Origin of the sequence: Roseovarius atlanticus, assembly GCF_001441615.1 — a bacterium.
Taxonomy (GTDB): domain Bacteria; phylum Pseudomonadota; class Alphaproteobacteria; order Rhodobacterales; family Rhodobacteraceae; genus Roseovarius; species Roseovarius atlanticus.
Window position 1 is genome coordinate 32,666 of the sequence record NZ_LAXJ01000028.1, and the last position, 14,123, is coordinate 46,788.

13 protein-coding genes and 1 pseudogene are annotated in these 14,123 nt (G+C 56.1%); 11 read left to right on the plus strand and 3 right to left on the minus strand.

The genetic code is table 11. The features are described 5' to 3' along the window. Window positions 1-423 precede the first annotated feature (423 nt). A complete protein-coding gene (locus XM53_RS20020) occupies window positions 424-1,194 on the plus strand; it encodes a transglutaminase-like domain-containing protein (RefSeq protein ID WP_057796593.1) in 771 nt (256 codons plus the stop codon). Beyond that, window positions 1,184-2,116 carry a cation diffusion facilitator family transporter gene (locus tag XM53_RS20025; protein WP_057796594.1) on the plus strand — a complete coding sequence of 311 codons (933 nt, stop codon included), beginning with the start codon at window positions 1,184-1,186 and terminating at the stop codon, window positions 2,114-2,116. The genes XM53_RS20020 and XM53_RS20025 overlap by 11 nt, the downstream gene beginning before the upstream one ends. Before the next feature lie 544 nt (window positions 2,117-2,660). On the opposite strand, the pseudogene XM53_RS20030 reads toward XM53_RS20025, so the two are convergent. Next, window positions 2,661-3,424 (minus strand): annotated as a pseudogene (locus XM53_RS20030) (transposase); the annotation flags it as partial. A gap of 163 nt (window positions 3,425-3,587) precedes the next feature. Between XM53_RS20030 and XM53_RS22750 the strand changes: the two are divergent. From XM53_RS22750 to XM53_RS20040, 3 genes are all read left to right on the plus strand, one after another. Next, window positions 3,588-4,160, plus strand: coding sequence for a L,D-transpeptidase (locus XM53_RS22750; RefSeq protein ID WP_082631147.1), 573 nt, complete (start codon window positions 3,588-3,590; stop codon window positions 4,158-4,160). 131 nt (window positions 4,161-4,291) lie between these two features. Then, entirely contained in the window at window positions 4,292-5,653 is a 1,362-nt protein-coding gene (locus tag XM53_RS20035; RefSeq protein WP_057796640.1) for an ISNCY family transposase, read from the plus strand. A 158-nt stretch (window positions 5,654-5,811) separates the two neighbouring features. Next, window positions 5,812-6,567: a hypothetical protein gene (locus tag XM53_RS20040; protein ID WP_201455452.1), complete on the plus strand. Its 756-nt coding sequence runs from the start codon at window positions 5,812-5,814 to the stop codon at window positions 6,565-6,567. A gap of 42 nt (window positions 6,568-6,609) precedes the next feature. On the opposite strand, the gene XM53_RS20045 is transcribed toward XM53_RS20040, so the two are convergent. Beyond that, window positions 6,610-7,485, minus strand: coding sequence for a DMT family transporter (locus tag XM53_RS20045; RefSeq protein WP_057796641.1), 876 nt, complete (start codon window positions 7,483-7,485; stop codon window positions 6,610-6,612). Between the two features lie 20 nt (window positions 7,486-7,505). Next, complete coding sequence (locus XM53_RS20050; RefSeq protein ID WP_057796596.1) at window positions 7,506-9,119, minus strand: hypothetical protein; 1,614 nt, start codon at window positions 9,117-9,119, stop codon at window positions 7,506-7,508. Window positions 9,120-9,988: 869 nt separating this feature from the next. Between XM53_RS20050 and XM53_RS20055 the strand changes: the two genes are divergently transcribed. The 6 genes from XM53_RS20055 to XM53_RS23610 are packed head-to-tail and all read left to right on the plus strand — an operon-like array spanning window position 9,989 to window position 14,090. Further along, on the plus strand, window positions 9,989-10,339 hold the full coding sequence (locus XM53_RS20055; RefSeq protein WP_057796597.1) for a hypothetical protein: 351 nt from the start codon (window positions 9,989-9,991) through the stop codon (window positions 10,337-10,339). A gap of 46 nt (window positions 10,340-10,385) precedes the next feature. Continuing rightward, window positions 10,386-11,000, plus strand: coding sequence for a lytic transglycosylase domain-containing protein (locus XM53_RS20060; RefSeq protein WP_057796598.1), 615 nt, complete (start codon window positions 10,386-10,388; stop codon window positions 10,998-11,000). Next, a complete protein-coding gene (locus XM53_RS20065; protein WP_057796599.1) occupies window positions 10,997-11,290 on the plus strand; it encodes a TrbC/VirB2 family protein in 294 nt (97 codons plus the stop codon). Before XM53_RS20060 ends, XM53_RS20065 begins: the two co-directional genes overlap by 4 nt. Then, on the plus strand, window positions 11,283-11,561 hold the full coding sequence (locus XM53_RS20070) for a type IV secretion system protein VirB3 (RefSeq protein WP_057796642.1): 279 nt from the start codon (window positions 11,283-11,285) through the stop codon (window positions 11,559-11,561). The genes XM53_RS20065 and XM53_RS20070 overlap by 8 nt, the downstream gene beginning before the upstream one ends. Next, window positions 11,536-13,926 carry a VirB4 family type IV secretion/conjugal transfer ATPase gene (locus tag XM53_RS20075; RefSeq protein ID WP_456238908.1) on the plus strand — a complete coding sequence of 797 codons (2,391 nt, stop codon included), beginning with the start codon at window positions 11,536-11,538 and terminating at the stop codon, window positions 13,924-13,926. The genes XM53_RS20070 and XM53_RS20075 overlap by 26 nt, the downstream gene beginning before the upstream one ends. Continuing rightward, window positions 13,923-14,090, plus strand: coding sequence for a hypothetical protein (locus XM53_RS23610; protein WP_201455453.1), 168 nt, complete (start codon window positions 13,923-13,925; stop codon window positions 14,088-14,090). The genes XM53_RS20075 and XM53_RS23610 overlap by 4 nt, the downstream gene beginning before the upstream one ends. Window positions 14,091-14,123 lie beyond the last annotated feature (33 nt).

Here is a 14,123-nt window from a genome sequence, read left to right on the forward strand (position 1 = left end):
AGGAACCGCTGACACCCACGGCATCTGGAAGAACTGCTCCGCGACCTGTTGACCGTTATTTAGCATGCGGCTGACGCGAAAAAGGCCTGCAGGGGGGTATACTGTCCAGCCCTTGTGTGGGGCCGAGAAGTGGAAGACTTTGCAGCTGCACAGGCCAGCATCAATAGTTGAAAAAGTCGAACGGTCCTGAACCTCCCCCTCTAAATTGGTCCACCGTTATGTTTAGGAAACGGAGGACAGAGAATGGCAAACAAGTGACACAAGCCCGACGAAATAGTTCAGCTGTTGCGGCAGGTTGACGTTCTTGTCGGAAAAGGGATGCCGCGTGCGGATGCGATCCACGAGGTGCGCATAGGTTTGGGGTTGAAGCTATAGCCACTGTAGCAACTATTATTCCCGACATGTTAGTCTTGGAGAGATTCTATGACGAAGGTCGAGCCTTATCTAAAAAAAACGCGATTGCTGAATTATGACGCAACTTCAATTCGGCAGTTGACCAACGGCCGCCACTGGAAAGCTCTTGCAGAACATGATCGCATTGGCGCTGCCTACAACTTCGTCAGGGACGAAATTGCCTTTGGTTATAACCGTTCTGACGACATTCAAGCCTCCGAGGTGCTGGAGGATGGCTACGGTCAGTGCAACACCAAGGGTACACTCCTCATGGCTTTGCTTCGCAGTGTCGGCATACGTTGCAGGCTTCATGGGTTTACCATTCACAAGGCACTTCAGAGGGGCATCGTGCCAGAACTTGTCTACCCGCTCGCACCTTCTGAAATTTTACATTCTTGGGTCGAGGTCGAAACAGTTGAGGGTTGGGTAAATCTTGAGGGTTTCATTCTAGACACTTCTTTTTTGCAAACGCTTCAACGGAAATTCGGCGATGAGGAGGCGCTATGCGGTTTCGGTGTTGCGACGGAATGCCTGAGTGCACCGCCTATCGGTTGGAACGGTACCGACACTTACATCCAGGACAATGGTATTGTCCGTGATCTAGGCACGTTCGATGAGCCAGACGAGTTTTTCTCAGAGTATCGTCAAGACTTCGGTTTTTTGCGCAACTGGCTCTTTCGCCGCTTCATACGGCACTGGATGAACGCGCGAGTACGTGCGATTCGGAGCGGAAAACTACCAAGAGACTCCCAGTCCAGTCGACGAAATCACAGTCACGAGGAGGCAGACCGTGCCGCATGATCACGGCCACGCGCAAACTGACCCAGCAACAGGCGACCGACGCGTATTTATTGCCATCTGGGCTAATGGCCTTCTGACATTCGCGCAGATTATCGGCGGGATACTATCCGGAAGCCTCGCGTTGATTGCGGATGCGCTGCACAATTTCTCAGACATGGCATCGTTGGTTATTGCCTTCGCCGCGCGAAAGATTGCTCGTCGGCCCGCAGACGATCGCATGACATTCGGCTACGGAAGAGTCGAGATCGTCGCGGCTTTAATCAACTATACAACCCTTATCTTGATTGGATTGTATCTCATCTATGAAGGTGGCATACGTTTGATTGATCCCACAGAAGTCCAAGGCTGGACAGTGGTAGTTCTGGGTGGTGTGGCACTGGTGGTCGACACTTTGACAGCGCTGCTCACCTATTCGATGCAAAAGGGCAGCGTGAACATTCGTGCGCTCTTTTTGCACAACCTGTCCGACGCCTTGGCTTCTGTAGCGGTAGTCATTGGCGGCTCTTTAATCATTATTTACGACATGCGATGGGTCGATCCGGCGATCACCATCGGCATCGCTTTTTATATCCTCTATCTGGCTATTATCGAGATAGGCGAACCTATCCGGACATTGATGCTCGGTAGCCCACCCAGCATCGACAACAACGCTGTCCTCGAGGCTTTGCGGAGTGCGGAAGGTGTCGAGGACGTGCACCATGTTCATTTATGGCAGATGCAAGAGCACGAAGTGGCACTCGATTGTCACATCGTTTTGACGGCAGATGGATGGAGCAAGACAGAAAATGTCAAGGCCACACTCAAAAGCCTTCTGAGAGGTGATTTTGGCATTCGTCATTCTAGCCTGGAGTTCGAGCATGTGGATCGCGCACATAAAAACGCCGCCCTTTATGGCCACGGCAACGTCGCAGAAGCAGAGTAGATTAAGAGTCACCGAAACGCACGTAACTGGGACGGATTTCTTAGTTTCCGCCGAAGTTGGCACGCGGGTCAAAAACGAATTGTGCCGGTTCTTGTGACCTCAGACCCGACTCTCCCGCGTCTCTGTGAGACCCTTGATCCGCCTCTCGACGGCATCCAAATCCGTTCGCCGGGCACGTGTCAAAGCAGATGGCCCCTTCAGACTTCCGGATCGACACACTTCAAACTACGTACATCCCGGTAACAACCTCGCGTAAACAGCGAGGCTGCAAAGCTTTCGGCCAATGACATCCTGAAGCTTTTTCGATCCAGTGTCAGGTCCGTCACGATCTTCTTCAGGCGGGTGTTTTCGTGCTCAAGTGCCTTCAACCGGCGCATCTCTGTAACCGCCGGACGTAATTTGCCCAAAACCGCCGTTTGAATTTTCCCCGGACGTAAGGGTCAGGGCCAATTCCGAACCTCATATATTCGGAATTGGCGCTGACCCGGGACACAGGCCTGATGCTCCGAACAGAAAGCGCCGGGGGCAGGCAGGTGAAGGGACTGAGGGAGATCGTGGTGGCGTCGCCGTGCAGGCGCTCGGGCGCCAGAGAATGGGTCCGGATCAGGGCGTGGATCGGCTCGAGCGCGGCAGCACAGGCCCCGACCTTATCATCCAGGGTCGATAGACTGAGATCTACACCCTGCCAGGCGTAGCGCTCGGCCTAGCGGATGAGCGGTTGGTGCGGTCGGAACTTCTCGAACAGAACCATCGCCGGCAGGTTCGGCTCAGCCCATACCCATGGCGTCGGATGGAATGGGGCGGGTAGCTGATTGATCTTCTCGCGGACGGTCCGGGCCACCTTCCATTGCCGGGGGATGACCTCAAGCGTCTCGGTGATGCCTTCGCCCAATTTCACGATGCGGTCCGACCCGCAGAAGGAGCAGGTGGTAGGCGCTTCGATGACCATGCGCTCGCGCGGTAGATGGTTCAGTGAATGCTTGCGCGTCGGGCGTCGGCGTTCGAGGCCGTCGACGGTCGAGGTCTTCGCCACATTCAGGGCTTCAATCTCGTCTTCGGTGGTGGCCGCCTCGAGCTCTTCGAGCTGCAGCTCCAACTGGTCGATCAGCCGGGCTCGGCGTTCCGAGCTGTGGCCAAATTGCTCTCTCCTGAGTTTGGCGAGTCCAGCTTCAGATGCTTGATCATCGCTTTCGAGGTCGAGACCACGGCCCAGATCTACGCCAGCTCGCTCCCGGCAGCCTCGGCGCGGGGCTCCGAAGCGGCAAGCGCGGCGTACAGCCTGGCGATCTCGGTGGCGGCATCTGGCATGGCTAAAGCGTACCGTGCGAGCAAGTATACTCCCAAAAATATGGGTTTGGAGGCGGCCTATCCGGCTTTTTTCGTGCTCAAACTCACGTTTTCTTGAGTTGAACCTAAAGCAACTAGAGCATGCAAAACTGTCTTATGGAAGCGGCAAAGGAACGCTTAAGAAATGGTACGATTCCTCAATAGAAGAATGGCTTTGCGTTCGATCATGGGAGCTGGATTATCAATTTCGGCCGGCCCCGGCTTGTCTCAGAACAATGCAGAGCCGGATACAGTTAAACGGAATATCTCTTCATTTTCGATAGACGAGTGGCAAGATCACTTCGACAATCTTCAGAACGGAGCGATATTGTGCGATACGGTTTCCAGAGCGCTGCAGTTCTGGTCTGAAGACGAAAGCATTTACAAACTTTATCCAACGAGCGTACCCATGAGCGAAGAGCTCACACGCCGCGGGTATACTCGCGTAGTCTACAAGGATCCTGCGCCCGATTGGCGACCAACACCTTCAATGCTTGAGCGCGACCCAACCTTACCAAAATATGTGGCGCCAGGGCCAGAGAATCCGCTAGGTATCAGGGCGCTGCGTCTTAGTTGGCAATATTATAGAATCCATGGCACCCAAGACACACGAAAAATTGGCAGGAGGTCCTCCAGCGGATGCATTGGTCTTTATAACGAACATATCGTGGAATTGTTTGATTTAGCCAAAGTCGGCACGCAGGTAAAAATAATCTAACTTGCATCTCTGAAATTAACATAAGATACATTATGCGACTCTATACTGTACGCGCAAAGTTAAAGTGTCCCACATCTGCAAAGTAGAAGTGTCACACTCTGCCCCAATGAGAACAGGCAGAGAGTATGGGCATGGGATGGATTTTGATGAGCGAGCGCGAGCTGAATCGGGTCGAGGTGTTGAGTCAGGTATCACAAGGCCAGATGACGGCAACAACTGCGGCGAACGTTTTGGGATTGAGCCGCAGGCAGGTTCACAGGCTTCTGAAGAAGTTTCAGGCTGAGGGTCCATCGGCGATCCGGCACAGGGCGCGCGGCCGGATTTCGAACAACCGGATCGATCCGGCGGTCCGAGAGTTCGCGGTGACGCTGGTGCGTGAGAACTACATCGACTTTGGGCCGACCTTTGCGGCTGAGAAGCTGCACGAAGATCACGGGCTGAAGGTGTCGCGCGAGACGCTGCGCAAGTGGATGCAGGACGCTGGTATCTGGCTTTCGCGCAAGCAGCGCCGCACGTTCCATCAACCGCGGTTGCACCGGGAATGCTATGGCGAGCTGATCCAGATTGATGGCTCAGATCATCACTGGTTCGAGGATCGCGGGCCAGTCTGCACCCTGCTTGTCTTCATCGATGACGCGACCAGCACGCTGATGCATCTGGAGTTCGTGACGTCCGAGAGCACGTTCAGCTACTTCGGCGCGCTGGAAACGTATCTGCATGAACATGGACGCCCCGTGGCGTTCTACAGCGACAAACACACGGTGTTCCGTGTTGCCCAACAAGGTGCCAAGTCCGGCCACGGGATGACCCAGTTTGGCCGTGCTTTGAACGAGTTGAACATCGAGATCCTTTGCGCAAACAGCAGCCAGGCCAAGGGCCGCGTCGAATGCGCGAACCGGACGCTGCAGGATCGGCTGGTGAAGGAGTTACGGCTGGCAGGCATCTCGGACATGGAAGCGGCCAACGCATTCCTACCAACGTTCATGGAGCGCTATAACGCCAATTTTGCCAAGACCCCGCGGTGCCCGGACAACCTGCACCGGCCTCTCAATACCGGGCCGGATCGGTTGGTAGATGTACTGTGCTGGCGCGACGAGCGCTATGTCGGCAACCAACTGGCCTTCTCCTACGACCGCCGGCGGATCATCCTCGCAGAGAACGAGGTCACGCGCGGCCTGCCCGGCAGGTATGTCGACAGCTATGAGTTTCCGGATGGTCGACTGGAGTTCCGCTGGAAGGGTGTCTCGCTCCCCTACTCCGTCTTTGACAAGGACCAGCGCGTCACTCACGCGGCGATCACCGAGAACAAGCGTCTTGGTGCCGTCCTCGAGTTCATCAAAGAAGAACAGGATAAGGCCCCACCAAAGAAACGCCGCGCCGGCAAGCAACGCTCCCGTTACAAGCCCAATGGCCGCCGCAATGACGGCTGGAACTCCCTGGCCGCCCGGCGGGCCAAGGAGGCCAGCAAAGCCAGCCAGGGCTGCGATATCTGAGGTCTCCGCCCTGTCAGGCTTTGCTCCCCTCAGCGCCCGGGTGGGACATTTCTACTTTGCAGAGCCGGTGACATTTCTACTTGGTTGCAACATATACTTTGCGTTGCAAAAGTATATTTTTGCATATATGCTGATTTGGACTTGTCGAGGTTCTCAGCATGCAAAAACCTTTCCGGGAGTTCCTGTCGCCATTGGCAATCGTCCTGGCATTGACCAGTCTTTCGCTGCCCACGGGAACGCGCGCACAAACGTATCCGATTGACTGCGCGATCCTCCTTTGTCTGTCCGGTGGCTGGCCGGCTTCGGCGCCTTGTGCGCGAGCACGCGCCGAATTTATCCGACGGATTACACCTTGGCCGGTCGAGCCGCCGCTGCAAATCTGGCGCTGTCCAATGGGTGCATCCCATGAGACCGACCGTCAGTCCGGCCGAGCGGAGCGGGTCATTGACGTCTTGTTCCATGAGGACGACTTTCAGCAAAGCCAATCTTTGCCAGATCTAGAGCGCAGCTTCGACGCAAACTCATCAGACGCTTTTCGGCACTCAGGCAAAGCACAGACAGACCTTGTGCAGAAGGTTTTGACGCTGCGTCTCACAGCCGATCGCGCGGACATCGATATCAGCGGACCTGAGTTTAATTTTGTGCGCTCCATTCGAGTGTTCGACGTGCGTTACGCATCCCAGAGAAAAGTCGGAGAAAACGAGCAATGCAGGCGCGACGCTCTGGTCTATTTGGGCACATATGGTACGCAGGGTGAGTTCGCTTGGGCAATTTCTAAACCAACCGCCCTACCCGATGCACATGTTGGACTTGAAGATTGGGGTTTGAATTGCCCAAGCCTTTATAATCGGTCGGTATTTGTCGACTGGCAAGACTATGATGGCAACTACGGGTTCGAGCAGGTTAACTACTAGTTCGACGCTCAGACTGGGACACGGAGCAAGTACACCATTCGATCAAATCCGCGCCCGAGTTCCTTTCCTGGCCTCTCTCTCGAACGCATACAGTCCCGCCGAAACGATGAGCCCGATACCAAATAGTGTAAGCGCGTCAACGCGTTCACCAAAGACAATGGTGCCAACCAAAATTGCGAACAGGATGCGGCTATATCGGAAGGGTGCAACCACTGAGGCTTCTCCCAAGCGCATACCATGAACGATACAGTAGTAACCGATGGCGCCAAACACTACGCCCCCAACTGTGAAGACTAGATGATATCGAGAAACTGGAACCAAAGCCTCCCCCATCCCATAGTGCCAAAGTACTCCTGTAGGAATAAGTACTAGGAAGCCTTGAAACGATATCAGGATAGAGGACAGGCGTTTCTGCACTTTCCGAGTAACCAAATCCCTGCCAGCTACAAACAGCATAGATACAACGGCCCAAAGTGAATTCGGATCGAACTCTGCGAGTCCAGGTTGCGTTATGAGCATTACTCCAGCCAATCCGATAAGCACTGCGAACCACCTTCGCCATCCGACCTGCTCCCGGAGAAACAAAAATGCCCCGAGCACGATCACAAGTGGTACAGCTTGATAAACAGCTGCCACAAGGGTCAGATCAACTTTCGAAAGGGCCAAGTAAAATGTTGAAGCAGCTCCGGCCTCGCAGAGCGTTCGCGCAAGTGGTACCTTTTCCCACGCGCCCGGTTCATCAATCCGAATTCCTCTGAACCACATAATGCCCGCAAAAAGTGAAGCTGTTCCAAGCCCGAACATGCAGAGCAATTGACCAACGGGTATATGGCTCGACAACAACTTAATGAACATGTCCTCGAGCGTGAACGTAGCCATAGATACGACAACGAAAGCAATGCCCTGCTTATTGCTCATGTAATCCACCGACTTCACACCTACTTCTCCACACTAGGTTGAAGCTCAGGGTGTTTCTCGGGCCGGCAGATGGCCACGATGGCGATGAGTAGTGATGCGCATAACAAGAGCGTGAAACCTACAAATCGGCCTAGCAAAGCAAAGTTGAAACACAAAAGGCCCAAAATGCAAAGCTGTACGAGCGGCGTGTCATGACGCATCCTCCTGCGCTCGCTACTCTCGTTGCCCACCACGCGTTCTGCTCCAAGGTTTCGCATGTGCGTTGCACGCACGGCTGACCGAACTTTCGTTGTGCAGATACCGTACAAAGCCACATGAAAAAGCAGCAGTATCGAACTGGTTAGCGAGGATACCGAAGACTGATCAAGAAATGACCACTCTGCGGAACGCCAATCCACTGCTACGGCTAAGTCGTTAATCAGCCAACTTAAGCTGGTTGAGCCGTCAGACTTCAAATAGATCGCGTTGAGTTGGATTGCTGTGGCGGCGAAAATGCCAATGACAGTGCAGCGGAAGATGCCCCTCTGGAGTTTCTCACCAATGAATTCCGAAGAACCGGCACTTAGCGCTGGATCAGATGACGTGGTCCTTTTGTTGTAATCGTGACAGACAGCAAACAACAAAAGAAATCCTGTAAAATAGAACCAATAGATCAGACCAGAGTATGAGAATGCAAAAAGGGAGGCGACCAGCGCTTCCCAAAACGAAACGACGTCAGGGCGAACCCGGGCGACGAGCACCCAATCAATGAGGCCTGGCCTGTCGCTTTGTGTAAGGCCGCGCAGGTAAACGCCGCTCCACTGAACCAAAAACACCAAGCCGAATGACACGAAGGCCACGATCCAAAAAGGCAATCGCAAGCTGATTATTAGTTCGTTCCAGTTGGAAAATTGTTTTTCATCGTTTGACGTGGCTCGGCACGCCCGTTTCCAGAAAGCCACAAGGTGCGCAATGAGCAAGAACGACGTGGGATATAGCAAAAGACATTCTACCGGCCAACTAAGAGACCAGAAAAAACCGACCTGTTTAATAAGGTCAGGCCGCGCGGCGTACGTTATATCATGGTTTTCGAAGACAAATGTCATCAGGCACAGAAGGAAAAAACCGGCCCAGACGACGACAGCGACGCCAAAGCCTTCTGTGTTTGTGAACATTCTTTCTGACAGTTCGGCCAAGCCGCCTCGTCGGCCCTGCGACCGATCGTCCTCGCCAAAGGTGGAAATGATGCCGTTTGGGTCCTCACTTGTCACCGAGACATCGTCGCTACCGCGGCGCGCTCTGCGCTTCGAAGCCAGTCGCTTGTTGGCCGCTCTGAGTTCTGTTCTCCATGCTGCAACCGCGTCCGGATCGCCCTTGCCAAAAACGCGGGCCAGACAAGCAATGTTCTCGGAGCTGATCCCCCTATCATTGTCTTGAAACCAATTCTGTACCGTCCGCACATCCACTCCGCGACCTTCTGGATCTGCCTCCAAGATCGCATCCGCCAACTTACTTGGTGTCCACTCTGGGCTTGTTTCACCTGGTCTCGAGGGAGAAAGACCTGCGCGGGCAGATATTGCCGCTTGAAAGAGCTCCTTGAAATCAAGGGCTCTGCCGAGCGGCCTCGTCACGAAATTCTCGTCGATGTGAACCATCTTCGGACCTTCGTTTAGGTTTTCGCGAAAAAACTTTCGAGAAACGGACTGCTGATAAAAATTTTAGCTCTCTATTTCAGTAGCTTATCGAGCTCGGATTCGCCTTGATCGTTTATTTCGCGTTTAGGGAGAAGCCTACACTTAGACTCTCTCTTAGCGGGATTTTGGGAGTCCAGCAAGGCATGCAGATCTTGAATAGCCGGGAGAAAATGATGCGCTCGTTTGACGATACGTCACTTGAAGCTGAAGCTGTCTGCCGATTGGTCTGCAGGCTGACAGGACGCACGGTCGGAGTCGAATACTTGTGGGATACGGGCGACAGGTCAACTTTGTGGTTTGACAGGCCCGGCACGGATATTGAGCGACACCCTTTTATCACCATTAGATCGAACAACGATTGAGCTTAATCTTCGCCTAAATCTCTCAAAAACTTCCCGTACTCCTGACTTACTTCCCTTGCCTCCTCAAATGCACGAGCTCGTTCCAAATCGAGGCAGCGAAAGTACCCCTGAATGTCTGAGATATAGGTTTCGAAGTCCCGTCGGATGATGTCGGCGTAGTCGCGCGCTGCTTGCGAATCATTTGGAAGATAAGGGCGAACCGGAGCACTGCAGGTGGCCGCAGTACCTGCTCCAGGACAGAAAGCCACGAAGATAAGCGCTTTCGTCGAGAGCTTGACGTTCAACAGTCGGGTTCTCAAAGCTCTAGTTTCCTTGATACACATATGGCGGCAGGCCTAGTGTCTGTGTAGGCGAGATACAGCCGTATCTACTGCAATATATCTTGCGGCTAATAATATACTATCGTAACCTTAGGCTTCAAGTAGGAATGCCGGGGGTTGCGCCTTTGTAGAGAGCGTGAGCCGGGCCATGGACTGGGACATAGAAGCACCAAATGTGGTTACGGAGGCACGTTTCCGCGAACTCGTGGAAAGTGGCTACAGCGCTGAACTCCTCTGCCAGGAGTCGGCACACAAGAAGGGCCCCAGCTACTATGGGGTCTGGATCATGCGCGTTGTGTCTGACGAGGGCGTTGAGAAGCTGCTGGTTACAGCTCGTACCCGGACGACCTATAACGACATCAAGATCCGCGAGTTCAAGACGATCACCGGCGTGGTGTCCTTCCTCATCGGCATCGGCTTCTCCCACGCCGATGTGCCACTCGAAAAAGGTCAGCGGACTACGCAAAAGCTGGCTGCGACCGACAAAGGCAGCAGCTAGTAGCCTCTTCCTTTTCTGGTTTCTGGCGGGTCCCGCCACTGCGCAGATGGTACTGGTTATGGAGAACGATGGCTCTCTGACCCCGTCGCGTTCCCAAGACAGCTTTGCCCGCAATTACAATGACGGCATCGGTCAGGGGTCAGCATCCGACGATCTGGCAATCTTTGGCGAACGGGACGCTGAGCCAGATGACGTTCAGCTAGCAGCCTTCTCGCGGCCTGCTCCCCTGCCCCGCGCCGATGTTCTCACGGCCATTGAGGTCACCGCCCTTCGCTACGCAGGGCATCCCGGGCTGCGCCGCGCGGAGCTCTCGATCCGAGCTTGGCTGACCCTCTACCGCGCCAATATCGAGGTCGAGAGCGCCTACCGGCAGAATGTGATCTCACATGCGGGTGCCATCGGCCTTGGTCAATTGATGCCCGCAACGGCGCGCGTTCTGAACGTTGACCCGCATGACCCGCTTCAGAATCTCGACGGGTCTGCCCGCTACCTCGCGATGATGCTGGAAACGTTCGGCGATCCTCGGCTCGCGCTCGCAGCCTACAACGCGGGCCCAGACGCGGTTCGCCAGCACGGCGGCATTCCCCCCTACCGAGAAACCCAGAACCACGTGGCCCGTGTCATGGCCGTCGTGGTCCGATTGGAAGGATCAAATTCATGAGACATACATCTAACGGGTTTATTGCCTCGCTTGCGCTCTTCCTGCTCATTGCAGAACCGGCCCTCGCGCAGAGCATCGATCTCTCCCCGATCCAGAGCCTCTTACAAGGTATCGTCGATGCGCTGACCGGGCCGCTCGGCGTTGTTATCGCCACGCTCGCCGTTCTAGGCGTCTTCCTAAGCTGGTTCTTCAACATCATCGATCTGCGCCAGGCGCTCTGGGTGCTTGTCGGGATCGCCGGTGTTGCCGCCGCTCCTACCATCGTTGCCGCGGTCTTTGGCGGTGGCTGAACGGTCACCCCTTTTTCTCGGCCTCGTGCGGCCGCCGAAGCTTCTGGGCCTGCCCATCATGTATGCGATGGTCTGGCTCTTCGGCTCGGTGCTCCTGTTCGTCTGGGTCCAGCATATCGCGATACTGGGCGTGGCCGCTCTGCTCTACCCGGTGCTCTGGAAGGCCGCCGATTGGGATCCGCGTTTTATCGACGTGATGATGACGGCACTGCAGGAGACGCCGCCGACGCGGAACCGCTCCATCCATGGCGGGGACAGCTATGCGCCATAGTGAAGTTCTCGACGAAGCCCTCGATACCCGGACCATGACGCCGGACTGGTATGCCCGCGAAACCCGCCTCGCGCATATGCTTCCTTACGTCAGTCTGGTCGATGACCGAACGGTGCGGACGCGGGTCAACGAGCTCTTCCAGTGCATCCGGCTCGATGGGGTCAACAGCTATACGACGGATGATGCCTATCTCGACAAGGTGACCGCGCTCTTTGCCCGGATCATCGCGCAGCTGGGGCCGGAGTTCAGCTACTATGTCCACAAGGTCTCCAAGGCGATCACGCCGGACCTCGAGCCAGTGCGCGAGGACAGTTTTGCTGGAGAAGTTGACCGCCTCTGGCACGCGAAACTCGAAACCAGCGGCCTGCGCGACAAGACCCTGACCCTCACGGTGATCCATCGCCCGCCTCCGAAAAGCGTCCTGCCGTTCCTGAACCGCAGCGCGCCGGATCGCCTCAAGGAAGCAACCGAGAAGCGCCTGCGCCGTCTGGGCGAGGCCGTGAGTGTCTTCCTGGCAGGCCTGACGGAGCTGAATCCGCGCGTGCTAACCGCCAAAAGCGGCGAACTCATCGGCTTTCTGGGAGCCCTCAACACCGGCCAGGAACTGCCGCTTTATCCGGCGAACACCTTCGGCTTCCTGTCCTTCAACGTCGCCAATACCCGCGTGACGTTTCAGGGGGATCACTTCGAGCTCTCCGAAGGCGTCGTGGGGCATCGTTACGGCAAGAGTTTCACCATCGGGGAATATTCGGAAGTCACCTCCTGCACCATGTTCGACATGCTGAACCTGCCCGTCGACATGATCGTCACGCATTCCTTCACACCGATCAATTCGAACCTGATGGCGGGTCGCATCAAGCGGCAAAAACGCCAGATGCAGGCCAGCCAGGACGCGGCCCTCTCGCTCATGGAAGCCCTCGACATCGCCGCCGACGATCTCGAGGCCAAACGCCAGAGCTTCGGCGAGCACCACATGGTCGTGACGATCTTCTGCGATACACTAGACGAGCTGCAGACCCTCAGCGCCGAGATCGTCAACGCCGCCGCCGCTGAAGGCGTAAAAATGATCGGCGAGCGCGTGGCCGCCAAAGCGCATTATCTCAGCCAGCATCCCGGCAACCAGCCCAAGCGCGTGCGTGCCAGTGCGATCACCAATCGCAATTTCGCGGATTTCGCGGCATTCCACCGGACCCAGCTCGGCAAGCCTGCGGAGAAAACCCCTTGGGGCAAGGTCATCACCTATCTGCCCACCCCAGAACAGAGCGCCTATCGGTTTTCCTATCACGAACAAGGCAGCCCCGACAAAGAACCGACCAGCGGGCATACCCTGATCATGGGGCGACCCGGGTCAGGCAAGTCGGTCCTCTCGGCCTTCCTCATGACGCAAGCCCGTCGCGCAGAGGCGCGGATCTTCGTCTTCGATTACCGTCTCGGCATGGAGATGGCGGTGCGCGCCAATGGCGGGCGCTACGCATCGCTCAAAGCTGGGCAGCCCACAGGCCTCAACCCACTCTGGACTGAAACCGATAGTCGCGGCACTGCCTGGCTCTCGGACTGGCTCGCCACGCTGCTCTACCGTGCCGACAAGCCGCTGACGCCTGCGCAGACCAACCGCATCCAGGAAGTGGTGCGCCAGAACGCACAGGCCACGAACCCCGCCTTGCGGAACTGGCGTGATTTCGCATCGCTGTTCGTTTCGACCGACGATGGCGGCGATCTACACCAGCGATTGCTCGAATGGACCGAAGAGGGCCGCTACGGCTGGATCTTCGGGCAGACGCTGGAAGATACGTTTTCGCTCGAGGGCGATGTGGTGGGCTTCGATCTCACCGGCATTCTCGACAGCGAGGCCGAGAAGGAACGCATGGCCGTCCTCTCCTATCTATTCCGACGGGTCGAGCGCGAGATCGAAGACCGCCGCCCCACGATCATCGTGATCGACGAGGCCTGGAAGGCGCTCGACAACGCCTACTTCGCCGAACGGCTGTCGAACTGGCTCGTGACCGCACGCAAGCAAAACACCGTCGCGGTCATGATGACGCAATACGCCAGCCAGCTCGAGCGCACGCGCACCGGCAAGACCATCGTCGAAGCGGTGCCGACGCAAATCCTGCTCCCGAACATCCGTGCCCATGCCGCCGACTACGCGATGCTCAATCTCTATGAGAAGGAACTCGACGTGCTTCTTAACACCGGCAGCGACAGCCGCCTTGCGCTCATCCGTGACGACCAGGGCTCCATCGTCGTCGATGCCGATTTGAGCGCCCTCGGGCCCAATCTCACCATCCTCGGCGGCATGGAGAAAGGTGAGACGCTCGTCGGCGCCGATTACCGCGACCGTCCTGATTTCTGGAGGCTTTCATGACACGCATTTTGTTGCTGCTCGCTGCGCTCAGCGCCTTGGCCTCCTGCGCCCAGTACCAGGAACCGCAGGCCAATTGCTTCACCTTCCAGGCCTCGACGGCCGCCGTCGCGCCGGGCTGCAGTTTCACGCCGCTTGGCGCTCTGGAGGGTGAAGTTGAGGTCTAAGCTGAGTCATATCCTCGCGCTTTGCCTACTGCC

Excerpts from the sequence above, each read along its gene's own strand:
- XM53_RS20020 (WP_057796593.1), top strand. The coding sequence starts at position 424 with ATGACGAAGGTCGAGCCTTATCTAAAAAAAACGCGATTGCTGAATTAT.
- XM53_RS22750 (WP_082631147.1), top strand. The coding sequence starts at position 3,588 with ATGGTACGATTCCTCAATAGAAGAATGGCTTTGCGTTCGATCATGGGA.
- XM53_RS20035 (WP_057796640.1), top strand. The coding sequence starts at position 4,292 with ATGGGATGGATTTTGATGAGCGAGCGCGAGCTGAATCGGGTCGAGGTG.
- XM53_RS20040 (WP_201455452.1), top strand. The coding sequence starts at position 5,812 with ATGCAAAAACCTTTCCGGGAGTTCCTGTCGCCATTGGCAATCGTCCTG.
- XM53_RS20045 (WP_057796641.1), bottom strand. The coding sequence starts at position 7,485 with ATGAGCAATAAGCAGGGCATTGCTTTCGTTGTCGTATCTATGGCTACG.
- XM53_RS20050 (WP_057796596.1), bottom strand. The coding sequence starts at position 9,119 with ATGGTTCACATCGACGAGAATTTCGTGACGAGGCCGCTCGGCAGAGCC.
- XM53_RS20055 (WP_057796597.1), top strand. The coding sequence starts at position 9,989 with ATGGACTGGGACATAGAAGCACCAAATGTGGTTACGGAGGCACGTTTC.
- XM53_RS20060 (WP_057796598.1), top strand. The coding sequence starts at position 10,386 with ATGGTACTGGTTATGGAGAACGATGGCTCTCTGACCCCGTCGCGTTCC.
- XM53_RS20065 (WP_057796599.1), top strand. The coding sequence starts at position 10,997 with ATGAGACATACATCTAACGGGTTTATTGCCTCGCTTGCGCTCTTCCTG.
- XM53_RS20075 (WP_456238908.1), top strand. The coding sequence starts at position 11,536 with ATGGCGGGGACAGCTATGCGCCATAGTGAAGTTCTCGACGAAGCCCTC.
- XM53_RS23610 (WP_201455453.1), top strand. The coding sequence starts at position 13,923 with ATGACACGCATTTTGTTGCTGCTCGCTGCGCTCAGCGCCTTGGCCTCC.